At 37.0% G+C, this 25,783-nt stretch carries 21 protein-coding genes; all 21 read right to left on the bottom strand.

Features of this window, described 5'->3' with window-relative positions:
* Positions 1 to 4: 4 nt before the first annotated feature.
* Positions 5 to 2,785, bottom strand: coding sequence for an Ig-like domain-containing protein (locus tag BN853_RS01965; protein ID WP_030004265.1), 2,781 nt, complete (start codon positions 2,783 to 2,785; stop codon positions 5 to 7).
* Positions 2,782 to 3,822, bottom strand: coding sequence for a serine hydrolase domain-containing protein (locus tag BN853_RS01960; RefSeq protein WP_030004264.1), 1,041 nt, complete (start codon positions 3,820 to 3,822; stop codon positions 2,782 to 2,784). The genes BN853_RS01965 and BN853_RS01960 overlap by 4 nt, the downstream gene beginning before the upstream one ends.
* A gap of 1 nt (position 3,823) precedes the next feature.
* A complete protein-coding gene (locus tag BN853_RS01955; protein WP_030004263.1) occupies positions 3,824 to 7,603 on the bottom strand; it encodes a glycoside hydrolase family 10-like protein in 3,780 nt (1,259 codons plus the stop codon).
* Positions 7,604 to 8,815 (bottom strand): glycoside hydrolase family 10-like protein, encoded by a 1,212-nt coding sequence (locus tag BN853_RS01950; protein WP_030004262.1) that lies wholly within the window; start codon positions 8,813 to 8,815, stop codon positions 7,604 to 7,606. It lies immediately after the preceding gene.
* Entirely contained in the window at positions 8,796 to 10,013 is a 1,218-nt protein-coding gene (locus tag BN853_RS01945) for a family 4 glycosyl hydrolase (protein ID WP_030004261.1), read from the bottom strand. The genes BN853_RS01950 and BN853_RS01945 overlap by 20 nt, the downstream gene beginning before the upstream one ends.
* Positions 10,010 to 11,170, bottom strand: coding sequence for an anhydro-N-acetylmuramic acid kinase AnmK (anmK, locus tag BN853_RS01940; protein ID WP_030004260.1), 1,161 nt, complete (start codon positions 11,168 to 11,170; stop codon positions 10,010 to 10,012). Before anmK ends, BN853_RS01945 begins: the two co-directional genes overlap by 4 nt.
* Before the next feature lie 141 nt (positions 11,171 to 11,311).
* Positions 11,312 to 12,157, bottom strand: coding sequence for a MurR/RpiR family transcriptional regulator (locus BN853_RS01935; protein ID WP_030004259.1), 846 nt, complete (start codon positions 12,155 to 12,157; stop codon positions 11,312 to 11,314).
* Positions 12,158 to 12,308: 151 nt separating this feature from the next.
* A complete protein-coding gene (locus BN853_RS01930; protein ID WP_030004258.1) occupies positions 12,309 to 13,703 on the bottom strand; it encodes an FAD-binding oxidoreductase in 1,395 nt (464 codons plus the stop codon).
* Positions 13,704 to 14,897, bottom strand: coding sequence for an electron transfer flavoprotein subunit alpha/FixB family protein (locus tag BN853_RS01925; RefSeq protein ID WP_030004257.1), 1,194 nt, complete (start codon positions 14,895 to 14,897; stop codon positions 13,704 to 13,706).
* Between the two features lie 8 nt (positions 14,898 to 14,905).
* Positions 14,906 to 15,694 carry an electron transfer flavoprotein subunit beta/FixA family protein gene (locus BN853_RS01920; RefSeq protein WP_052591132.1) on the bottom strand — a complete coding sequence of 263 codons (789 nt, stop codon included), beginning with the start codon at positions 15,692 to 15,694 and terminating at the stop codon, positions 14,906 to 14,908.
* Between the two features lie 54 nt (positions 15,695 to 15,748).
* Entirely contained in the window at positions 15,749 to 17,341 is a 1,593-nt protein-coding gene (locus BN853_RS01915; protein WP_030004255.1) for a phosphodiester glycosidase family protein, read from the bottom strand.
* Positions 17,334 to 17,972 (bottom strand): hypothetical protein, encoded by a 639-nt coding sequence (locus tag BN853_RS01910; protein WP_030004254.1) that lies wholly within the window; start codon positions 17,970 to 17,972, stop codon positions 17,334 to 17,336. The genes BN853_RS01915 and BN853_RS01910 overlap by 8 nt, the downstream gene beginning before the upstream one ends.
* 151 nt (positions 17,973 to 18,123) lie before the next feature.
* A complete protein-coding gene (locus tag BN853_RS01905) occupies positions 18,124 to 19,533 on the bottom strand; it encodes a nitronate monooxygenase (protein WP_030004253.1) in 1,410 nt (469 codons plus the stop codon).
* Positions 19,526 to 20,089, bottom strand: coding sequence for a biotin transporter BioY (locus BN853_RS01900; RefSeq protein WP_030004252.1), 564 nt, complete (start codon positions 20,087 to 20,089; stop codon positions 19,526 to 19,528). Before BN853_RS01900 ends, BN853_RS01905 begins: the two co-directional genes overlap by 8 nt.
* A complete protein-coding gene (locus BN853_RS01895; protein WP_030004251.1) occupies positions 20,086 to 20,607 on the bottom strand; it encodes a biotin--[acetyl-CoA-carboxylase] ligase in 522 nt (173 codons plus the stop codon). The genes BN853_RS01900 and BN853_RS01895 overlap by 4 nt, the downstream gene beginning before the upstream one ends.
* Positions 20,607 to 21,032: a 3-hydroxyacyl-ACP dehydratase FabZ gene (gene fabZ, locus BN853_RS01890; protein WP_030004250.1), complete on the bottom strand. Its 426-nt coding sequence runs from the start codon at positions 21,030 to 21,032 to the stop codon at positions 20,607 to 20,609. Before fabZ ends, BN853_RS01895 begins: the two co-directional genes overlap by 1 nt.
* A gap of 2 nt (positions 21,033 to 21,034) precedes the next feature.
* The gene (gene fabF, locus BN853_RS01885) at positions 21,035 to 22,267 is read right to left on the bottom strand and encodes a beta-ketoacyl-ACP synthase II (protein WP_030004249.1); all 1,233 of its coding nucleotides are present in this window, start codon (positions 22,265 to 22,267) and stop codon (positions 21,035 to 21,037) included.
* Positions 22,268 to 22,274: 7 nt separating this feature from the next.
* Positions 22,275 to 23,018: a 3-oxoacyl-[acyl-carrier-protein] reductase gene (fabG, locus tag BN853_RS01880; RefSeq protein ID WP_030004248.1), complete on the bottom strand. Its 744-nt coding sequence runs from the start codon at positions 23,016 to 23,018 to the stop codon at positions 22,275 to 22,277.
* Positions 23,002 to 23,925, bottom strand: coding sequence for an ACP S-malonyltransferase (locus BN853_RS01875; protein WP_030004247.1), 924 nt, complete (start codon positions 23,923 to 23,925; stop codon positions 23,002 to 23,004). Before BN853_RS01875 ends, fabG begins: the two co-directional genes overlap by 17 nt.
* Positions 23,922 to 24,854, bottom strand: a complete 933-nt coding sequence (locus BN853_RS01870; protein ID WP_030004246.1) for a nitronate monooxygenase — start codon at positions 24,852 to 24,854, stop codon at positions 23,922 to 23,924. The genes BN853_RS01875 and BN853_RS01870 overlap by 4 nt, the downstream gene beginning before the upstream one ends.
* Positions 24,855 to 24,857: 3 nt before the next feature.
* On the bottom strand, positions 24,858 to 25,781 hold the full coding sequence (locus BN853_RS01865) for a beta-ketoacyl-ACP synthase III (RefSeq protein WP_030004245.1): 924 nt from the start codon (positions 25,779 to 25,781) through the stop codon (positions 24,858 to 24,860).
* Between the last annotated feature and the right edge of the window lie 2 nt (positions 25,782 to 25,783).

The raw sequence follows: 25,783 nt of genomic DNA, 5'->3' as shown, positions 1-25,783 counted from the left end.
AATACTAATGAACTGTACCTGGTAAATAAGTGTAGAATGTTCTAGATTGATTCGTACTTCCGTTTGAAACCGTCACCGTATAACTTACACTTAATCCACGATCAGGCATATTAATAACTCTGCCGCTGTGATCAACGTAATCGGTGTCGTGTGATTCGAATGAAATGCTATAGTCACTGAAATTCTTTTCGATTAAATATTCATAGTAAGCAAGTGCTTCGAACAGTGGAATTAGCCCACCACGGATAAGCGACTGTGGACAAACCTTACCTGAGAAGTCTTGATGGTATCTCATGTGAGCGAGTGGTAATCCATAACTTACAAGTTTTTCTGCTGCAAATTTAGCTGTTCGTTGCCAAACGCGGTAGTTATCGCCATCTTGAGCAACTGAGGTTTCGATACCAATCCCATTACGGTTTCCTCCGCCAAGATATATACCGTTTTTTCCAGGTGTACTTCCGCCATCACCAGCATGAAAAGCTACTTCGTCGTCAGGTATGTGCTGATATACCGTCTTATCATCCATTGTATAATGCCACGAAGGGTCATTTGAACTTCCTGTGAATGATGAATCCCACAGGTATTTCGCATGCGAAAATGCTCCTCCACCAGGATTTGTGTTTGCTGTTTCATGAATTACTACCCAATGAATATTTTGATCGTTGTACCTTAACTCTTCACTTAATTCCGTCTTTTTGAAACCCGGACGTATACTATGCTCTATCGGCAACAACATCGTTTTGTTTACATCAATTTCATCAAACAGGTATCTTGAGACAGATTCATATTTGAAATCTAGGTAATTAAACCCTACGCCGTAAACCATCCACTCATGAGGTGTCGAATACATCACCATCGACATGGTTAGCGCATCCATCACGTTGTCTTCACTCAGTGATTCATAAACTTCAGCAGTTAAACTTTGATACACCGTTTCATCACTTAAAAGACTTACTTTAAATGTAACCACACCTGCTTGATGCGTTTGAATCATGCCGTCATTTGAAATGCTAGCTACACTCGGATCAGACGATTCATAAACAAGTTCTTCACTTGCAATTGTATAAGGAAACGCATAAGCATTTAATTTTAGTGTTTTACCTGGTGTCAATTGATTTAATGGTTCATTAAGAGATAATTCAACACCTGGGGTTGTCATCACCTTTAAGTCCATTGTCGTTTTTACTCTAATGTCTATTGAAGATCTTAGTGTTACAGTGACCTCACCACTCTTAGTTGGGGTAATTTTCCCATTAGATAAAGAGATTGTATTTGGATTTGAAGTGATCCAACGCATTCTTGAAGGATCTGTTTCTCTAGGTAATAACGAAAACTCAAGTTGATATTCTTCTCCAATTACTAATTCATCAATTGGGTTTAATATCTCAATGACAATTGGGACTAATGGGTTATACGCATTTTCTGAAATAATTGATGATGCAAGTGAATAATAACCTCTTAATTGGTAATCATTGATATTTTCAAATTTGTCATAATTAGGGATTTCACTGCCCCAATAGTTTAGGGTGAAATCAACGTCTGAATTTTCGCTTTGTTTAGCAAGTACAGTAGCATTTGAAATCGTATTAAATCGAACATAAGCAAATATTTCTTTTTGCAAGTCACCATAGCGTAAATCAAAGGAAACACCTAATCCCACTTGATCGATGGTATTTCTTTCAACTTTAAAGGTTGTTTCTAAGGCATATTCGCTGCCTGCCTTAATCACAACCGCGTTATCAACATCAGTGATTGTGTTTTTACTAATTACAAAGTCGCCATCAATGAAATTTTCAATTGAAATTGCCGTTTGACTACCATTAATGACATTGTTTGTGATAGTAACAAATGACACATGATTTAATGAAATCGAGGTAGACATTGTATCCTTAAAGGTATTGTCTTCAACAACCAAACCTTTGATGTGTCCTTCATTTAAGATGCTACCAGAACCTTCAAACGAAAAGCCTCTAACAACAACGTCATCAGCTTTAACGGTTAGTTTCCCACCGATTGTCGCATTTTCTGATACAAGCGTAATTGACTCTTCAATTACTAAATCGTCGTTATAATTGCCTTCTAAAACTGTGATTACAGTATGCTCTTTAGCACTTAAAAGGGCTTCTTCTATACTGCTAAATAAACTGTAGCCTTTTAGATAAGTCATTTCATTATATACAACCGTTTCTTCAGTCACATTTTGATCAACTAAGAAGACATTATTATCAAGTGAGTTAGGGATATCTTCCACAACGATTGTCACTTCTTTTTTCACATTTGGATTTAGTGTGGTAGTGATTTCTAACTGAGCAGTCCCACTAGACATCCCTGTTATAAGTCCATTTTCATCTACGCTAAATACGTCATCGTTTGATGATTTATAGACGAGTGGGTCTGTTGATGTCACTTGTGATTCTTTAGTGCTACCAACCATTACCATGATGGTGTCATGTTCTAAAGAAATAACAACATCTTTATGAATCGTTACTTTAATGGTAAGACTCTCTTTTTGATCTGTGTTTGATGTGATGATAACTTCAGTCGTCCCATGCGCAATCGCAGTTACTTTTCCGTTTTCATCTACTTCAAGCATACTCGGGTTCGAGACTGTATAAGTCACGCCCTTCTTATCGTTGGTTTCTACGCTGATATTTTTAACGTCTCCAACGACCATAACTAAATCCTTTGTGGTGGTTGTAAGCTCAATTGGTGTTGTTTTCTTCTTACAACTTGCCAAAGATAAACTGACAATCGCGATAAAAAGTAAAACCATGCCTTTTTTCATTTTGTTTCCTCCCATTTCTCTAAGATAACGTTTGATATTTCATCACGGTAAGAAAAAATTTGATTATTTTCTCTTTTGGGATGAACCGCATTCGTTAATAAGACAAATCCGAACTTCTTTTCTTTATTAATGATTAAATGACATCCCGTGAAACCCGTATGGGTAATCATCGCCATTCGATAAGCTTTAAACACACTTTCTTTGGTTGGTTTTTCATACCCTAAAGCACGGTGTTTTAACACACCAAATTGATTTAATCCTTCAATTTGTGAAAGAGACATTAGCTCGACCGTTTCTTTGTTTAATACAAACCGATCTTCCACAAGCGCTTTCATAAATAAAGATAAATCATAGGCTGTTGAAAAGACACCAGCGTGACCTGAAACCCCGTTTAATGCGAAGGATTTTTCATCGTGCACCTTACCTCTAAGTAGCCCAGTAAAAACAGGTGAGGTTCGGTACTCGGTTGGTGCAGCATCATGGATGTTTGGATGATATGATGTGTTTCTCATATTAAGTGGATCAAAAATAACTTCTTTTGCGTACACATCTAATGTTTTTTCACTTATTTTTTCGATTAATAACCCAAGCAACATAAAGCCTATATCCGAATAAACGATTGTCCCTTTTTTTGACTGATCAGGCTGACTTTGAAATAGCTTCTCCAATAGTTCTTCTCTAGATTCTAGGAGATTGGCTTTTTTTATGTCTGCATCAAGCCCACTCGTATGGGTCAATAAATCATAGACGGTAATACCTTTAAATGCGACTGGTAAATAGTCATGAATTTGAGTATCGAGTTTAAGTTTGCCTGTTTCAATTAATTTAAAGATAAGAATGGTCGTTGAAACAACCTTAGATAGTGAAGCAATGTCATATACTTCACTACCTGTTGTTTCTATTTGTTCATCTAAGTTCTCTTTGTAACCAAAATGGCCTGTGGTAATCACACCATTTTCAAGAATACCGTATTGTCCACCTGGAAAGGCTTTATTCAATACGCCTCTTAAAAGAATTTCTTTGATTTGTTTTTCCATATTATTTTCTTTTCTTAAGCACAAAGAACATTGTTAATGAAACAACAGCCACACCAACTGCACTTGAAGCAACGATTAATGCAACGCGTTGTTGTTCACTACGATTATTTGGTTCTTCTGTTTTATCTGGCACACAGACGCCATCAATAATTTCTCCATTGTCACATTCAATTGGTTTTAATACACAACTACCATCAACTAGAATTTCGTCATCACCACAAACCGGATCAGTGCCGCCAGGGGTGACATTAGATGCCCATGGAAAACCTGGTTGTGCAGTCCAATAGAGATTATTTAAGCGATTTAGAGTCTGTGTAACTTCCAAATCCGAACTAACTAAAGTGTTATAAGTGAAGAACGAACTCCCCTTAATGACATCAAATTGACTCGTGTATCGCAATTGCTCGATTAATTCATTCTCATCGTGCCATGTGTTATCAGCAAAACGATAAAAACCATGACCTATAATGAGATCAACACCCGCCGCTCTAGTTACGTTAACCCACCAGTCAACCAAATCGGCAAATGGTGCAACGCTATGATTAAACTCCCAGTAGAGTTGTGGCATGATGTAATCAAGCCAACCCTCATCAACCCACTTCTTAGTATCTGCGTATTGAGCACTGTAGCTTGACATGCCATTGGTATTCGATCCATCAACCCCACCATTTTTCCAAATACCAAATGGTGATATACCGAATTTGACGTAATCTGTTTTTTGCTGGTTGTGTGTTTTTACAATCTCATTGATACTCTCTACTAATCGGTTAACGTTATCTCTACGCCAATCATCACGTGCTAGACCTTCTTGATTGTATTTATTGTAAGTTAATTGATCTTCGCTGTCATACATACCACCATAACTGTAGAAATAATCATCAAAATGGACACCATCAACGTCGTAATTTGTAATCAATTCACTAACGACATTACCGATGTATGCACGAACTTGTGGTTCTCCCGGATTTAGAATCAACTTACCTTGTTTATCAGCAATCACTAAGTCTGGATTTTTCTTTGCGAAATTATCATCTGAAAGCAAACTCAATTGGCTTAACTTATCTTGAGTACCTGTAGAAACACGGTATGGGTTTAACCACGCGTGTACTTCAATACCTCTTTGATGTGCTTCTTTGATCACAAACTCTAAAATATCAAACCCTGGGTCTTTGCCTTCAACCCCCGTGATGTACCTTGAGAAAGGGGCATGCTCGGACGGATAAAAACTGTCATTCATTGGTCTGGTTTGGAAAAAGATGGTGTTAAAATTATTTTGTTTTACCACATCAAGCATCGTGATTAATTGTGCTTTATACCCATCAATAGTTGATAGTCTATCTAAATCGATGTTAGAAACCGTTGAGACCCAAACAGCTCTAACTTCTTGTTCTTTTTCAGTGTAAGTCTTTGGCAGTAATATAGGTGTGTCTGTGCCTCTGTAATTGACTACACTACCATTACGTGTGACGAACAAGTTGTCTTCAACTGGTTTTAAGTTCATTTTAAATCTAACTTGTTCTCTTTGGCTCTGATTTAACGCCTGATCAACGGCATAATATTCTACTGTAAACATCGTGTTTTTACCAAATTTAACAGGTTCCTGATAAAGTGTCCATGCTGTTGGAATGACGTTAAATGCGTCATAATAGCGATAATAGATTAACACGTCTTGATCATCGTGAGTAAAACTGACGTATGTTTCAGTGACGTAGAAATCACCCTCAAGTGTCCCATCTAATTCAACATTGGGGCCAATTGGTGCTTCTTTGTCTATTGTGAATGTTTCGTTGTATTCTAATTTACATCCATCATTATTTCGGTAATAGATGGTGTATTCACCAGACTCATCAAACGTGAGCATCTCTGTGTATGTTTGATAGTTTCCATCATTAATCTTATATTGGACTTCGGTTTCTTTGTCAATTGTCACTTCAAGTGATTGATAAAAACCATTTTGACCAACACCATTTAATTGAATCGTAGGTTTTGGATAGCAATCTGGAACGACCGTGACGAGTAAGGTTTTTTCTATGGATTCTACCCCTTCACTCGTGATTGTTTTTGTGCGTATGAAATAGCGACCACTCGCGCCTAAATCATCTAAAACAATTGGACCAGTGTATTTTTGATATACCCCGACACTACCATGGTTAATCGCAACCCAAAGATTTTCCATGTTGTTTGCTGTGATAACAGCTTGTGCACCAACAAGGTAATTTGACCCGCTTGGTGTCCCAACAATGGTGATTTCAGGCACGTCATTGTTTTCTTTGTTAATGACTACGTTGTAGCCTTCAACCAATGACTCATCGCCATTTAGTGTGACCGCTTTGAGATAGATGGTATGCGTCCCTTGGGTTTGAAAAACCAGTGGCTCTTCATAAAGCACCCAGTCGTTATCACCTAAACGGTAATATATGTCGTGGCTACTTGTGGCAGTTAAGGTCACATCTGTTTTATAAGTGTTTCCTTCTTTTTCCCCTGTGAGTGTCACAACAGGTGATTCAATATTGCTATAATCCCACTGTGAAAGTGGCATATTTTTCCAAAGGTTTGCTTTTACGTTATTTACATTTGTCGAATTTAAGTAACTAAAGGAATAGAATGCTGAACCTTTAATTTCAGGAAACTGCTGATTATAAATGAGCTGGTTTTGAATCTCATATGCGGTCCAAGAACTGCCATTATGGATGCCGTGACCGATGATCAAATCAACACCAGTGCCTCTTGTGACATCTGCCCACCAAGAGACAACTTTGTCGTATGGTGCAAGCGAATGTGACATATTCCAATAGACTTGTGGATTGATATAATGTAGCCATCCTTCTTCAACCCATTTTTTTGAGTCAGCGTACTGAGCACTATAACTTTGCATACCATTGGTCTCTGAGCCTGCTGGATCGGATGATTTATTTTTCCAAATACCGAACGGTGAGATACCAAATCGAACCATTTGGTTATTTGCCTCATTATAAGCTGTAACATCTTGCATGACACCCCTAACGACGTCATTAACGTTTTCCCTACGCCAGTCAGCTCTACTTAGATTATTCTCATTATATAAATTGTATGTTGTTTGATCCTCAGCATCATAAATCCCGGAATAAGGGTAGAAATAATCATCAAAATGAATCCCATCTACGTCATAATTATCCATAAGTTCTTTAACAACATCTCTAATGTATGTTTTAACCTCAGGACGACCTGGATCTAGGATATATGGGTAAACGCCTGAATCATTTGGCTTACCAGCAACCACATAATCTGGGTTTTGTTTGGCAAAATTATCTTGGTGAAGTGTATTCAAATAGGTTTCTTTTGACATGCTTGAGTTAGCCACGCGGTAAGGATTTAACCAAGCGTGAAACTCAATGCCTTGTTGGTGTGCATAATCAATCATCCAAGAAAGTGCATCCCATCCTGGGTCTGCGCCTTCACTACCTGTAAAGTATTTTGAATAAGGTGCGTAATCTGAGGCATAAAATGCGTCATTCATCGGTCTCACCTGGAAGATCATCGCGTTCATGTTATATTTTTTAATTTGATTAACAACCGCTATAAACGCGTCTTTATACTGCGTTTGGTTGACATGAAGTGGCATGTTTAAATTAAATACTGTTGCAACCCAAACTGCTCTAAATTCTCGATCCTTTTCAACGTAATCGTTAATTGTAAACGCCTCTGATTGAAATTCTATTGGTCTTTCTTCTAAAGTAGGGCGTAGTGAGCTTGCTGCCCATACCCCTAATATCAAACTCAGTAAAGTGATTATTCGTTTCATTTATTTTCCCCCAAACAGTTTTTTAAGTTCACACATACCCAAACGGTTTTTATCTTCATCGATAAACGTCTTATAAGTGAAAAAAACATTTCCCTTAACGGTATCGTATTGATTTGCATACGTTACCTGATTTGTAATTTCTAATGGATTTTCATACTCGCCTTCTTGACCTAGACGGTAAGCCCCGTGACCAATATATAAGTCAACGTTCGAATCTTTACATAAATTTTGCCACCAATCGCATAAATCAGCAAATGGCGCAATTTTGTGCCCAAACTCCCAATAAAGTTGTGGAACAATGTAATCACAGTACCCTTCTTTAACCCATTTATAGGAATTGGCGTATTGGTTTTCATAGGATTCAGTAGCCCCTGGTCCATTATTCGATCCATGAGCGTCATTTGTGTTGTTTCTCCAAATCCCAAATGGTGAAACGCCAAATCTAATTTTAGGATTTTCTTTTTTTAGTGCGTCATGAACACCTTTAATTACCAAGTCCACTTGGTGTCTTCGAAAATCACCTAAACTCATCTTTTTATCTTCTCTTTGCTCATAGTCTTTAAGGTCATTGCATGACTCATCAAGCCCTTGATATGGATAAAAGTAATCATCAAAGTGTATTCCAGCGACTTCATAGTTTCTGACAATCTCTATCATTGAATCGATAATATGTTGTCTAACTTCTTCTTTCGCAGGATTTAAAATCATTTGACCTTCTTTATTTAGTATCACAAACTCATTGTGTTTGATTGCGAAATTTAGAGGATCACACGTCTTTATGTAATCTTCTTGTTTGATTATGCCATTTAAAGAGACACGGTAAGGGTTTGCCCACGCATGAATTTCAATGTTGTATTTCTTGGCTTCATCAATCACGTATTTTAAGACATCGAACAGTGGTTTTTTACCTTCTTGCCCTGTAAGATAACGGCTGTAAGGATTGAGTTTCGATTCATAAAAAGCATCATTTGTGGTTCTAACTTGAAATAAAATCGCATTAATATTAAAGGACTTTGCTACCTCTAGCATACGATTAATCTTTTCTTTGTAGCTTTGTTCATCTTCTAATATCGGTAAATCGATGTTTGCGACATTCGAAACCCACATGCCCCGAAACGGTTTTAATTTAAACGTCTCTGGTATTTCTACCTGCTTGTCTGTATTGTAATAACAAATCGGTCTTTCTTTATCTTTATAGTAAAACAGTTTCATTGTTGTTTTTCTCCTTAGGTAAAAATCCTTGAAAGTAGTATTGATTGTTTGAAACAATCTCATCAAAAACCATTTTTGCATTTTTCATGTTTTTAATGGCTGGGTGGATTTGTAATGCCAACCGTGCTTTGTCTATGTTTTTTTCAAAAACTGCATCGCTTAATAACTCTTCATACGCCTTGACGCTTTGTACAAGACCTCTTATTTGAATAGGAAGACTACCAACATGTACAGGTTTTGGTCCATCTTTTGTAATTCTCGCGGTAATTTCAATTGATGCATTTCTTGGAAGATCCGTGATGTGACCTTTATTAGATGTGATTACCACTTGATAATCTCTTTTATCTTGCTCCACACTTGAAATAAAATCAGTCACGCTTTTTGCCATGTAATGTTGATCTTGTGCCAACGTATCTGTATCGATTACTTCCGTGTTTGACATAAATTGTTCAAAAAATTGATGGTGTATGCTTGGATAGACTCCAAGCTGTTTAACAAATTCAAAGCGCCAATCATTGAGTTGTTTTGTCTCATGTAGTTCATCAATCAATTTAGGTAATATGTCATTTTTTGAATTATACAAGTTTAACACATAAGATAAGCCATCTAACCCAGCAACCACAGGAATTAACTGCTTTGGTTGAACTGCCATTTGTTTAATAAATTGTTCTTTCATTTTTAATGGTGATTGCCCAATCCCAATGTATTTTTCGTGTTCACAATAGCGATATATCGATTCATTGATGACACCATTTGGTGTACTTAAATTAATGACCCATGCGTCTTCTGCATAGGTATCAACATCATGTAAAACGTCAATGATTTTCGGAATTAGATTCATTGCTTTAAAATGATTACTAACAATGTAAGCTTCTCTTGACGATACCTTAGAATCGATCAGTGGTTCGTATTGATTGATGTCTTTCGGGTGATTTTTTTCACAAAACGATATCACCACATAATCAGACCCACCAAACGCTTTCTTTTTGTCGTCTGTAATCATGAAATTAAGTGCGTATGTTTTATCATGAACTTTATTCATCAATTCTTGTTGAACTTCTTTTTTTGTTGCAGCATCAAGCCCCGTTTGATACAAAACAATTTCACCAATGTTGGTTTGATTGTTCTCTATCACCTGATCAATGATTGTCTCTAAAAACATACTTCTTCCAACGATCAAAAGTTTCTTATATCTCATGATTTCACCTTCTTATATACAGGACTGATTTGTCCTAAAATGCCATATGTTGTAGCACCTGTGGCTTTAAGCAAATGGTTGTAATGACCGTTTAGTGTTTCATTACCTAAGACCACAAACGCGGTCGCTTCTTTCGACTGACTATTAAACCCTAAGTCTTCTAGTCTCATAATTTTAATATTTGGTAAACCAGTTTGAATTAACTCCATTAAATACGTATTATATGCCCCACCACCAGCAAAAATTATTTCATCTAGTGGTGTGTTTTTAAGTACAAAACGCTCATAAGCCTCGATAATCGAATTAGCTGTCACCTTGGTTAATGTGTGTATGATGTCTTCTTTTTTATGATTCATATATTGATCAATCAATGACTTAGTATAAAGATTTCCAAATAGTTCTCTACCTGTTGACTTAGGTGGGCATTCATTAAAATAACTTTTGGACATGATTTGATCATACATCGATCTAATTAGCTGACCTTTTCTAGCAGTAGCACCATTTTGGTCGTATGGTAAATGATAGAGCTGTTGCATCGAATAATCAATCATCATGTTTGCAGGCCCTGTATCAAAGGCTAAAACTGATGCTTCACTACAGTCTCTATTCAAAATAGTCAAATTCGAAATACCACCCAAATTATGCATGGCACGATTTTTGTTCTTATCACGATACATAAGAAATTCTGCATATGGTACCAGTGGTGCGCCTTGACCACCAAGCGCCATGTCAGCGGTTCTAAAATTAGAGACGGTAGTAATACCCGTTTTTGATGAGATGATTGACCCATCACCTAATTGAAGGGTGCTTCTAATATGATTTTTTTCATCTTGTGGTATGTGATATATGGTTTGCCCATGCGAAGCAATAAAATCAATTTCATCTGAGGTCAGTGAGTGTTCATTTAAGAATTGATTAACGCAATCAGCGAATAAATAACCAAGCTCGAAATTTAGACTACATAAATCTTTTGCAGAGGCATTTTCCAATGAAATGGCTTGAAGTGTTTTATGTTTTAATTCTTCATCAAAAGAGTAAGATTTAAACGCAAGTTCTTTAATTTGGGTCTCTAGATAACTTCCCTCAATCTCGCATAAAACAATATCAACAGCATCCAAGGAGGTCCCACTCATAATTCCAATGGCTTTCTTCTTCATAAAATCACTTCTTTCACATTCATTATAGTCGCTTTACTACGTAAATGAAACGCTTACATCCGTTTTAGGTTGTTTTTTTCACTATCGGAAAAAAAGGATGCTAGAGCGAAAAAAAGGAGCACAGTTTCCTGTGCACCCTACTTATCTTTTAAATCTTTTAAATGTTTGATAGGTCATTTCTAATGTTTTAACCGAACGATCAATATCAACGTACGCACAATGCGAGAATAACGCATCAACAACCGCTAATTGAGAGATTCTTGAAGTCATTGCTGCACTACGAAATTCACTTTCGAGTGACGAAGTGTAGATGCAAATATCTGCTAAATCCGCTAGGATTGATGTACCTAACTTTGTAATCGCTATAATCTTCGCTTTATTCTCTTTAGCTAAAAGCGCCGCTGATATAATTTCTTTTGTTTTACCTGAGTTTGAAATAAAAATAATGACATCTCTTTGGTTGATGAATGACGCATCAATCAACTGTTCATGTGATTCACCTTGTGCAATCGCAAATTTATTGATTCGTCTTAATTTCATCTCTAAGTCCTTACAGACAATGTATGAAGAACCTTTACCAAAAATCAATATTTTTCTTGAATTCATGATAACTTGTGCAGCTTCTTCAACAACTTCTTCATTGTAAAGTTTTAGTGTATCTTCTAATACACGAATGTTATTTTCAATCGCGGTTTTACCTGTGTTAAATTTTTTAGTTAATATAACATCGGAGTACTCACTACCTTCAGGAATTTCTACTTTCGCATTTGCTAAAATGAAGTCAATTTTGAAGTCTTTAAATCCTTTATACCCTAGTTTCTTGCACATGCGAACAACCGATGCCGGTGAGGTGTAGGCTGCTTCTGCGATTTTTTCAATTCCAAAATCTTCTAAATCCTCTTTATGTTCAATTAAATAGTCAAGAACCACCTTTTCAGCCATACTAAGATCTTCCTTGTATTTCAACATATTTAACATTACACTCATTAGATTCACCCCATGTTCAATCTCTTCTATGAGATATTATAACATAAATTGTCAAAATTGATAGCGTTTTCGACAACTGTCTATACATTAGACAAGATTCTTAACTCAATATAATTAAAAAAGATGAGTATATCATCTTTTTTAGAAATTTTTATTCAATCACTTTCCCAGGATTTAAGATACGTTTCGGATCGAATGTGTCTTTAATACCTTTCATGAGTCGCATTTGTTCTTCACCAAGTAGGTGTTTCATGTATTTCTTTTTTGCAAAACCAATACCATGTTCACCAGAGACAAGTCCACCATATTCGAAGGCGCGTTTATAGAGTAAATCAAAGCCTTCTTCAATTTTCTCTTTCCATGTTTTATCTGATAACTCATCTTTACAGAAGTAGATGTGTAAGTTACCATCACCAACGTGTCCAAAATATGGGATACGAACATTTAATTGTTCAGAAACTTCTCTCACATAGGCCAAGTAATTGCTAATGTTAGAGCGAGGTAGCACGACATCAATCTCATCAATTTCGCTTGATGAAGCTTTAATGGCTTCTAAAAATCCTCCCCGAACCGTCCAAATACCTTTTTTACGTTCTTCGGTGTCGACTAAGAAAACATCAATCGCTCCTAATTCAAGTGCCATTTTGCTTGCGATTTCAATGTCATCATTTAAAGCTTGATCTGTGTTTCCATCGTATGACAGTAGTAGATAAGCTTCAAAATTGTTATGAGGAATTTTCTTTCCTAAAAAGGTTTCTGAGTATTGTAATGATTGCTTTTCCATAAACTCAACTGCCGTAGGCGTTACATGATTTTTAATCAGTTCAGGTGCGGCTTTAATCGCATCTTCTCTGTTTTTAAATGGCACTAATAAGGAAGCTTGATGTTTTGGTAGTGATATTAAACGAAGTGTCGCCTCTACGATGATCCCTAGAGTCCCCTCAGAACCAACGATTAAATCTTTCAGGCTGAATCCAGTAGAATTTTTCACAACTTTTCCACCGAATTTTTCAATTTTACCGTTTGGTAATACCACTTCTAATCCACGAACCCAGTCTCTAGTCACACCATATTTGACCGCTCTCATCCCGCCAGCGTTTGTGGAAATATTACCACCAATGGTCGCCGTTTTTTCACCTGGATCTGGTGCGTAAAACAGACCTTCTTTTTCTACTTTTTCATAGATATCTAATAACAATACCCCTGGTTCTACGGTAAGTGTCATATTTGTTTTATCCAGTTCTAATATGCGATTCATTCGTGATAAATCTAGTAAAATACCACCATAAATAGGCACACACGCACCAACAAGTCCCGTGCCGCTTCCACGAACCGTTACAGGAATATTATTTGAATACGCGTAAGTCATGATTTGGCTAATTTGAATTTTATTTTGAGCAATCACATGTACTTCAGGCATGTGTTTAACTGTTTTTAATTCATCATGTGCGTACTCTTGTTCGATTTCATCGTTGAAAAACAACTGTTGTTTTCCAACAATATTGATTAACGATTCAACATCCGTAAGTTCTACTTTTTTGTACATTTAGACGACTCCTATCTCTTTTAATAAGTCATTTAGTTTTGGTATAACTTCATAAATATCTCCAATGATTGAATAATGAGAGACATCAAATAATTTTGTATTGGGATCTTGATTGACTGAGATGATTAGTTCGGATTCTTTCATGCCTTCAATAAAGTGAACTGAACCACTGATACCGAGATTAATCAAAAGCTTTGGTTTTACGGTTCGGCCACTTAACCCGATTTGAAGTCGGTTATCAAACCATCCATTTTCAACAAGTGGTCTAGTACAAGCAATTTGTGCATTCAATTTTTGTCTTAATGGTTCAATCAATTCCAAATCTTTTTGTTTCTTAAATGCTCTTCCAACCGCTATGATTACTTCCGCCTCAGAGATGTCATTCACTTTTGGTTTTTCTATTTTTTCTATCATTTTGATGGTTGATTCTTTGCTTAAATTGCCGGTCTCTTCATAGGTTACCTTTCCAAAAGGTACGACTTTATTTGGTTTATTAAACATCTTATATCTGATGGTCGCTAGTTGTGGGCGGTTATTCGGTGTGTTGATTTTTGCCATAATATTACCGCCAAACGCTGGTCTAATTTGGAGTAAGTCGCCTTCTTCTGTGATATCTAGCATCGTACAATCTGCGGTAAGTCCTGTTCGTAGTCTTGCTGCAATTCGGGGAGCAAAGCTTCTACCTTGTGGGGTTGAACCCATCAAAATAACGTTGTTTTGGTATTTCTTATAAAAATGTTCTACGGCATTCGTATACGTTTCTACATTGAAGTCCTCATAAGCATCGTCTTGAAATACAAAGACTTCATCAACACCATATGACAAACATTGTTCGACTATTTTACTTGCGTCTTTTGCAATAACAATCGCGTAAACAGGTTCATTTGTTTTTTTAGAAATCTCTTGTGCTTTACCTAAGAGTTCAAACCCAACCTCATGTGCTTTGTTGTTTCGTTGCTCAATATAAACTGCAATCCCACGATAAATTGTTTTATCAATTTTAGGTCTTGAATCATCGATAAACTCACAAACCCCTTTTGGTCCCTTTTTGACACAGAGTTTACATACCCGACAAGACGCATTGATTGATAAATACGCATCTGTGTATTCGAATGCATTAAACGGACAAATGTCCATCAACTCACTTGCTACTTCTTTAGTTACTTTCTCATTATTTACTTTAATATAACCCATGATATCACCTACACAAATCGACTTTCTTTTAATATTTCAATCATTTTTGCTGCTAGTTCTTCACTACTACCCACAAGGTGTTTGACCTCATGGTTCTTAGAAGGTGAGAATATTTCATCGACTTGAGTTGGTGAACCATTTAAGCCATAATGAGATTCGTCTTGATCTTCAAATTGTTTAAGAGTCACCATTTCAATTTTATAGTCTTTATATTGTTGTTTTCTTAGATAGGAAGGTAATCTCGGCGTATTATAGCCTTTTTCAATGGTTAGTAAACACGGTGTACTAACTTTAACGATTTCTTCATACTGCTCGTAGGTCGATTTGACAATCAAGTAATCTTTAGTTACCTCAATAATCTCTTTTACATAAGGAATGTGTGGGATACCTAGAAACTCTGCCATTTCTGGTCCTACTTGAGCAGTATCACCATCGGTTGTTTGTTTCCCGCAGATGACTACATCAAACTCACCCATGTGTCTAATCATTTGACTAATTGTATAGGAGGTAGCTAGTACATCTGCACCAGCAAACTTTCTATCCGTAATGAGTGCTGCTTCATCCGCACCCATATAGAGTGCTTCTTTTAAGACACTTGTTGCACTTGGTGGTCCCATCGTAATTGCACTAACGATTGCACCAGTTCTTTCTTTCATTTGAAATGCCGTTTCTAATCCATACAAATCGTACGGATTCATTTTCACGTTATTCCCATCTCTTAATAATACCCCAGTAATTGGATCAACTTGAACGTTACTTGAGGCTGGTACTTGTTTAATACACGTAATAATCTTCAATTTCATTTCCCCCTAAACAGTCGAACAAAGCCACATTTTTGTGGCTTCATTCAATTAATTTGAACCCATTCGTTCGCTTTCTTTTCTTGTGTATTCTCTTAAAAACTCAATCATTTTCATTACGTCACTGCTGTAAACAACGTAATCTCTTGATGTGGTATAACTCGATTGTCTAAACAATTCATGATTACCAAGTGCACGCAGTTGAATTTGATGGCCGCCTAATTCTAGCTGATTTAGATCAATGGTAGTTGAGGTTGTTTTAATGCGACTATTTCCATCCACAAGAAGTTCATAGCTAGTGGCGTTTTCAACTTGATCAAAACTTAAGATTCCCTCTTCATTGATAAATAAATTCGTTGGAAGATCTAATTGTGTTCGATTATCAGGAAAAGGAATTGGTTGTTTCACTTCATCAAAACTGCCTTTAACAAAGAAAAACCCATTGGCATTTGAACGTAAGTTCCCATCCGAAGGACTATTCATAATGTCATATACACCCTCAGCATCACCGAGAACGGCCATGGTTGTTGAGCCACCACCATCAAGGTTGAATGCTTCTTCTGCTTCAAAATAAGCCATGATTTCTGCCATTTCATAAGCAGTCACGCCCTCCATGCCTTGCGGTTTTTGTCTGCCATCCACCGTGACAAAAAAGATTGTTCCATCACTCTTAATCCCAATTGCAGTTCTAGGTGCTCGGAATTGATAACTCGCACCTGCTGTAAATGTTGTTTCAGGTACCCCTTGTTTAACCAAATGTTCCCAACCGCCTAAAGCGTGTCTGACACCTTCAAATTTACCACCTAATTTTTGTTGAATTACGACCGTGTCTGTTTCATTAATTAACCCTTCTTCGAAGAGTGAATCTCCCATTAAGACAATTTGTTTTTCTTGAACTTCAATGCGTTCTTTGGTTACACTTTGTAAAACACCTTTTCCAAAATATCTTGCCCCTGAACCATCGGATTTGATGTCTTTAGCGTCAAGTACAATTTTTGATTCACCACTATCGATGACACCAACATATTCACTAAAGAACACCGTGACTTCGCCTTGATTTGGTAAACGATTAAACCCATTGACTTTGATTTGTTTTAGTTTAAGTTCGCCTTCTTCGTTGAAGACCATTACTTCATAACCTTCAAAAGTCGGATTACCATAAACAACCTCACCGTCGTCTTTAAACCCGATAAGTGTTCTTGCCTTTGTTACACCTTCAAAAATAACTTCAAAGTTTCTAACATAGGCCATCGTTGGAATTCCATTTGACATATTATAGAAATCGCCATTAACACCTGCGATGACATTTAAATTATCATAACGACGGTTAACGTTATAAATTTGACTTAGTAAGTTGGACATCCCAAAGCCATAATCGGCATACCCGTCTCCAACAACAACCTTAATATCTTCGGTTTTTATATTTGCCCCAACATAGTTGATGATTTGTTTTGAGGATGTTCCATTAAAATCAATATCGCCGATGATTTTTTGATGTTTTACCCCTTCGACATATCTTGTTTCTTTTGTAGTCGGATAGACCCTGAAAAATGCATCAACTTTAACTGCAGTAGGCAGAACTAATCCTAATGTAAGAACAAAAAATAATAAGATACTTTTAACCCATATGCGGTGTTTAGACATGACTTGGTACCTCGATTACGGTTTGATTGATATTAGTGAAATTCATCATTAAATGATACACGAGTTCACCAGTTGATAAATCAAAATTAAAGCTTTTTATGTGTGTATCACCAAACGTGACAACCACGTTTGATAATACAGCGTTACGATCAAACGATTTTCTTAAATCATCTAGTAAATCATAACTGCTATAGTTAAGTAAGTAGGCTGATTCATGCTTACTTAAATCATCTTCTTTTAAATCCACAAAAAAATCATAGAGTGTGGCTTGACTTGAATCAGCAGAAATCAGTTCTTTTTGATACCCTGATTTGGATTCAAACACACGGTAAACTTGATTGTTTTCATTTAAGTAATATTCCGTTTGATTATTTGTTTGAAACACTGACTTTTCATCATCAAAAGCAATCACCACGTTGGCGATTTCCTCTTTAAATTGAATACTAACTTCAATTGTATAGTTCGTTAATTCACTCGTATCGACTATTTTTTGATCAATTTCAGAAAGCAAAACAACACATTTACCGTCTTTTATTGTCTCATCTTCCTCACAGGTTATTTTCTTTTTTTGACAACCCGATAAGATAAGAGCGCTTACAATTACAATTAAAAATATAACCCTCTTTTTCATTTTTTTCTCCTCTATCACATCTTTAATTGATTTCATTTTAACAAAGCTGTGTTGAAAATATTATTCATAAGTCGAAAGATAGAAGATAATTTATGAAAGTGTTACAAATAAAGAAGAAAAGGTGCATAGACACCTTTTCTTGTTGTTTTTTTTACTTGTTATACAATATATGATTGATCACATCAATTGCTTGATAATGCTTGTTGCCAGGTTTAATAAAACGCTTAATAAAGATGGCATCATTACCTGCTGTCACAATTGATTTTTCTTTGATTGATGCTCTACTTTGAGCCACTCCAATGGCTGAGACTAAACCGTTACATAAGCATTTTCTACCGACTGTATCTTCGATATTTCCACCTTTTCTAACGTAATCTTCCACCGGTTCAGAGGGGCATCGATACCCAATCTTTCCATCAGGCTTTTCGTAGGCTTCTCTTAAATAACCCAAATCACAAATTCTTTTTCTTTTTTGATAACTTTCATCATCGTGAAGACTACCTAGGACATCAGCAACTTTAAATGGAAAGCCTGTAGGTGATGCCAAAAAATCCGTTTTAACCGTAAGATTGTCTTCTAGTACTTGTTTGATGACTTGTTCTTTTATCTCTTTTGTAAACCCAGATTCTTCACAAAACGCAAAGGCACTTCCCACTTGAATACCTACAGCCCCTAAGCTTAGTGCTTCTTTGTATTTTTCGTGCGAACCAAAACCACCGGCTAGCCAAAAATCATACCCTAGTTTTCTAAATCCTTCAAAATCAATCTCATCTTTTTTACCATAAACCGGTTCACCTGTTTCATCAAACACCAATTCCCCTCGTGGTCTTGCGTTGTGACCACCAGCGGTTGGTAATTCGATAATAAATCCATCCGGTTTATGCGTAGCCTTTAATAGATAGTTCGCTAGTGTAAGTGAACTAACTACCGCCAAAAACTTCGGTTTCTTAATCTCGATTGGCTCTAAATCAAACAAATCATTTGGATCAAACTCATAAGTGACTTGTGGCTGTGAAGAATCATTTAACTTAACCAAATAGTTTGCTTTTTCTTTGTTCGAAAATTGATCAATGATTTGAGGCATACGAATTGGTATCCCCGCCCCCATAATGACGTAATCAACACCCGCTAACATCGCCCCAAATAAGAGTGGCAGGGTTGGAATCTGTATTTTTTCCAACATGTTAATCCCAATAACGCCGTTATGTCCTTTTTTTGCTAAACTAACTTCGACATAACTTGATAATACCATGGCTTTTAAGAAAAATGCACTTGGATTAAGTGAAGGCATCTCAATCATTTGATAAGCCTCGTTATTTTTCATACCATAATATTTCAAAGTCACTTCTTTGACAAATTCGGGGTCAATAAACCCCTCACATGCGTTTAGATAATCTTCTTCTTTATCCATTAATCGTCTTAAGAAACTAACGGTCACAGCGGTTAAAGAAACCACGCCAAGACCGCCTTCTCTACTAACGGTATTTGCTAGTTGATGGCTTGATACACCAATCCCCATGCCACCTTGTATTAGGGTAGGTTTACTATATTTCTTATTCATATTTCTTTTCCTTTGTTCGTACCGTTTGGGTATTTAACAATTGTAATGGTAGCTTTTGATAAATCAAATTGGCAAAGAGCACTTTTGCTAAATCAAAAGGAACAAACGGTAGTAGCACAAAAAGTGCATTGAGGTAAGTCATGTTTAAATAACTCACAAACCATAGTGCCGCAAATGCGTAAAGCACGATGATCATAAATACGATACTAATCAGTGTGTTTTTGATGATTGCTGATTGTTTTTGTTTAAAGACAGCGACAAACATACTAACCAGTGGAAAGCCAACGATAAACCCACCAGTTGGCCCCAAGATAACTGACATACCACCTTTTTGCCCACTAAATATGGGTAGTCCTAATGCCCCAAGAATTACATAACTCATCACCGCAAAGAACGCTTCTTTCGGTTTTAGTAATAACCCAATCATTAATACCATCCATGTTTGAAGCGTTATAGGGATACCTGAAAAAGGCATCACAATTGGAGGCATCAAATACACAAGTGCGATTAGCATCGATACTAAAATTGACAATTTCAACAAACGTTCTAATTTCATAGGTGTTCTCCTAAGTTTTCTATTGTCTTAGTTACATAAGTACTAAGTAAGGATTGAATGTCGTAATGATGATTTGTTTCTATCGCTATTGAGGTGGCACATAAACCTGAAAACTCTGTTTGATTGACGTTTAAACCCAGACCAATAATGACGTATTTGTAGCATTGATCACTGACTAGCGTTTCAATCAATATGCCAGCTATTTTCTTGTCATTTACATAAAGATCATTTGGCTCTTTTAAATACACGTTAGGCACAAAGGTCTTTACATACGACACAAGTCCATCATAATACGTTTTTTGAAGTAAAGGCATTTCATGCGTTGGCAACGCTTTAATCAAAAAAGAGACCAAGAGATTTTTGCCTTTATCCGATTGCCATGTCCGGTCAAACTGACCACGGCCGCTTGTTTGATAATTCGCACAAACAAACGTCATGTTTTCTAATTCGTGATAGTGCTGTTTTAAATAGTTATTTGTTGAGTCTAGAGAGTCAAAAACACGTAAGGTGCTAGACATTAATTAGATACCATAAAGGAGATTGTAGCTTCACAAACGAGTTCTTCTCCAACGTAGGCCTTTGCTTCTCCCACACCAAATTGTCTTCTTACTCGTGTAAGCGTACACTCCAATCTGAGTGTATCACCAGGTAACACCGATTTTCTAAACTTAGCTTTTTCAATTCCGGCAAAAAAAGCTATTTTTCCCTGAAATTCAGGCATCAACAACAGGCTAACTGCGCCTACTTGGGCAAGCGATTCAATAATTAATACACCCGGCATGACTGGTTTTCCAGGAAAATGTCCTTTGAAATAGGATTCATCCATCTTAACGAATTTTTTACCTACCGCGTATTTTCCAACTTCATAATCGGTAATCTCATCGATTAATAAAAATGGGTCTCTGTGTGGAATGATTGCTTTAATTTGTTCTTGATTCAACATGTTTACACCTTCTTAAATATGATGGCTGCGTTTTGGCCACCAAACCCTATGTTAATATTGATTGCGTATGTCATTTCCTTTTTAACCGCCTGATTTGGTGTGTAATTTAAATCACAGTCCTCATCATATGCTTGATAGTTAATTGTTGGTGGAATAATACCTTCTTGTAAGGCTTTAATGACTGCAATCGACTCAATCGCACCAGCAGCACCAAGCGCATGCCCCGTCATCGATTTGGTCGAAGATATGTTTAATCGATACGCATCTTCTTTAAACGCTTGTTTAATCCCTAACGTTTCGTATTTATCATTTAACTGTGTTGATGTACCGTGTGCGTTGATATAACCTATCTCTTTGGGTTCTAGATTTGCATCTGCAAGTGCCCCAGTTAAACAATCAGTAATCCCTCTAGCTTCAACATCCGGTGAGGTCATGTGATACCCATCGGTCGTTGTGTGATACCCGACGATTTCTGCTAAGATTGGCGCGTTTCTTTTAATGGCGTGTTCGTATTCTTCTAAGATGAGAATACCTGCACCTTCAGCAATGACAAACCCACTTCTGTTTTTATCAAATGGAATCGAGGCTTTATTCACATCGTTTGAGGTGTTTAGTGCCTTCATGCTTGCAAATCCACCCACACCAATTTCATTAACTGGGGCTTCAGATCCACCAGTCATTGCGATTTCTAAATAACCATCTCTAATGTATCTAAATGCTTCACCAATCGAGTTAGTAGCGGCAGAACATGCCGTGACTTGCGGTAGATTGGGGCCATAAATTTGATATTTAATCCCAAGCTTCCCACCGATTAGATTGATGATCGAGTTGGGGATAAAAAATGGCGACATCCGGTCTTGACCTCTTGTCTTACAAACCGTTACGTCTTGTTCAATTGTGTTTAACCCACCAATACCACTGCCGACAAAAAGCCCAAATCGCTTTCGGTTTATTTCTGCCCCTTCAAGTTTGGCTTGTTTGTACGCTTCATCAGCCGCAACCATTGCAAGGTTAGAAACACGATCACTTCGTTTGACTTCTTTTTTATCTATAAAGGCTTCAAAATCTAGGTTTTTAACCTCACCAGCCAATTTAACTTTCCAGTTTGTTGTGTCTGCCAACGTAATAAAATCAATACCATTTTTTCCTTCAACCATGTGTTTGAAGGACTCATTTACAGTATTTCCTAAGGGACTCACTAGTCCCATGCCAGTAACGACGACTCTTCTTTTCATCTGACACCTACATCACTAAGCCGCCATCAATGCTGATGGTTTGGCCGGTAATATAAGACGATTCTTTGCTAACAAGAAATAAGACTAGTTCGGCCACTTCTTCTTTTTGTCCAAATCGTCCAAGTGGTATTTGAGATAACCACGTTTCTTTTTGTGTGTCGTTTAATAAATCAGTCATGTCTGAGGAGACAAACCCAGGAGCGACACAATTACAGTTGACTTTTCTGCCTGCAAATTCTCTAGCAACGGCTTTGGTTAGTCCTATGACCCCAGCTTTTGAGGCACTATAGTTGGTTTGTCCGGCGTTTCCCAATATCCCAGAAACACTTGCGATATTCACGATTTTGGCATCGGTCTCTTTTAGTAGAATTTTACTCGTATGCTTGATCATATTCCATGCGCCTTTTAAATTCACATCGATGACTTGATCAAACTGGTCTTCTGTCATTCGTAATAATAGGCTATCTTTCGTGATGCCTGCGTTATTCACTAAGATATGAACCGTGTTAAATGTTGTTACCGCAGCATCTACTAACTGTTTTGCCTCATCAAATTTCGAAACATCGGCTTTAACAGCAAGTGCTTCTCCACCCATTGCTTCAATTTCTGCTACCAATAGATTTGCTTTAGCTTCGCTTGTGTTGTAGTTTACAACCACCTTGGCACCTGCTTGTGCTAATCGTAGGCTAATAGCACGGCCGATGCCTTGTGCACCACCAGTGACAATAGCGACTTTATTTTTTAAATTCATGATCGATTAACCACCTTTCAACAATATCGATGTCTTTGATTTGATTGATACCAATAACCTCTAAGGTCGGATCAATTTTTTTAATAAATGAACTTAGTGTGTTACCAGGGCCTATTTCGATGAAATGTGTGTATCCGTCTTTTTTCATTTGCTCGATGCTTTGTTTAAATCGTACGGCACCAGACACTTGTTCTTCTAATAAATCCACAAGTGTTTCAAACTCAAGTTTATTTGCTGTCACGTTCATATAAATATCATAGGAAACTTTGTTCTTTTTTACGGTTTCTAAATATGGTCTTAACCTAACGCCCGCTTCTTTCATCAATTGACTATGAAATGCACCTGATACATTAAGAGCAATAGCCCTTTTAAGTCCGTTTTCTTTCAAACAAGAAACGGCTTTATCCATTTCTTCGATGCTGCCACTAATAACGGTTTGAACTTGAGTGTTATAATTAGCAACTTCAATATTAATCTGATTTTCCATTAATATGGACTCGATGACTTTGTCTTCCATTCCTATACAAGCAGTCATGGTTCCTTTTTCTTTCTTTGTTTGTTCTTCCATTAACGTAGCTCTAACTTGAATCAGTTTTAACGCATCTTCAAATGAAAATACGCTAGAAGCACATAAACTACTGTACTCACCTAAACTAAAACCTAGAAAACCGTTTGGTATGACCGAAAGTTTTAAAAACGCTTGATAAATTAAATAGCTTGTATAAAAAACCATTGGTTGTGTATAAAGCGTTTGATTAAGTGTACCATCGTTGCTCTTTAAAATCTCTATTGGATCATACCCAAGCACTTTGGATGCCTTTATTGCTAGTTCTTCGTTGTGAAAATCCAGACCCATAGCTGTGTATTGCGCCCCTTGACCAGCAAAGACTAACGCCAACTTACTCATAATACTTGAAGTCCTTTGGCGTAATTTTCAATTGGATCAAACATGGACTCGATGACTTCTTTGACCGTTTTAATTTCTTTTACTAACCCTGCAATTTGTCCAGCCATGAAAGAACCTCTATCAATATCACCATCAAAAACCGCACGTCTTAAGGAACCTAGCGTCAACTTCTCTAATTCCATATGGTCAATTTGCTGACTTGATAATCTTACGTACTCTACTGCCATTTTATTTTTTAATACACGTACAGGTGCTTTGGTGTTTCTGCCTGTAACAATCGTATCAGTATCTCTTGCACTCACAACGATGTCTTTATAGTTTTGGTGAATTGGACATTCGATAGTCGCAAGTAAGACCGTTCCTACTTGGACCCCTTTTGCACCAAGAGCAAACGCAGCCAATACCCCACGATAATCAGCAATACCACCAGCTGCAATTACAGGAATGTCGATGGCATCTGCTATTTGAGGAATTAAAGCCATTGTTGTCAGTTCTCCAATGTGACCACCTGCCTCGGTGCCTTCTGCGACGACAGCATCTGCCCCAGCGCGTGCCATTCTTATGGCCAATGCCACACTCGGTACGACTGGTATCACTTTTATCCCAGCTTCTTTCCAGGCTTGCATGTATACCCCAGGTGAACCAGCACCGGTTGTCACGACTTCAACTTGTTCTTCAACAACAACTTTTGCAATTTCAGCCGCTCTTGGGTTCATCAACATAATGTTAACGCCAAACGTGTGATTCGTTAGCTGCTTTGCTTTTCTAATTTCAGCTCTGACCCAGTGTTCATCAAACCCACCAGAACCAATCAAACCAAGACCACCAGCGTTAGAAACACTTGCTGCGAATTCTGCTGTTGCGATGTTTGCCATCCCACCTTGTATAATTGGGTATTTAATATTTAATAATTCACAAATGTTTTTCATATGTTATTTACGCTCCAAATTCATAATTGCGGCTCCATAGGTGAACCCGCCACCAAATCCAACCATCAAGACTCTGCTCTTTTGGTTGTTGTTATACTCACTTAATAAAATCGGTATACTTGCGGCAGAGGTATTGCCGTATTTTTCAATGTTAAGTATGAATTTCTCTAATGGTATCTCAAGTGAGTTTGCAACACTTTTGATAATTCTTAGGTTGGCTTGATGTGAGATAATCACATCCACATCATCAATCGTTAATTGATTTGTCTCTAAAATCTCTTTAATGCTTTTTGACAATACTTCAACAGCAAATTGATAGACTTTTTTACCATCCATGTGAATGAATTTACCCACCGTTAAGACCTCATTCATGTCTGGTCTTGAGCGATTAATGAAGTTTGCTTGATTCGGTTCGATCGTTTTTTCGATGATCACCGCACCTGCACCATCACCAAATAATACACAAGTATTACGGTCTTCATAATCAAGTACATTGGTCAGTTTTTCACTTCCGATGACTAGTGCGCTTTTATAGTTACCACTAGATAATAGACTACTTGCTACCTCAAGTGCGTAGACAAAACCAGTACATGCTGCGTTTATGTCAAAGGTCATAATTTCTCTCTTAATACCAAGTTTGCCACTGACAAGGTTAGCAACCGATGGTGTTTTATCTTCTTGAGTAATGGTAGCTACAACAATCAAATCAATATCATCGACCGAGTAATTCACATTTTTGATACAATCATTTGCTGCTAGATAAGCCAAATCTAGTGTATTTTCAATCGTTGCTTGTCTTCGTTCTTTGATGCCTGTTCTTGAAAAAATCCATTCATCTGTGGTATCGACCACTTTCGAGAGGTCATCATTCGTTACTATTTTATCTGGTACGTATTTCCCAGTAGCAACAATTTTTATATTTTTCATAA

The organism is Paracholeplasma brassicae (genome assembly GCF_000967915.1).
Classification (GTDB): Bacteria; Bacillota_I; Bacilli_A; order Acholeplasmatales; family UBA5453; genus Paracholeplasma; species Paracholeplasma brassicae.
Note: the sequence above shows the minus strand (reverse complement) of the source record. Positions and strands in the feature narration are given on the sequence as shown.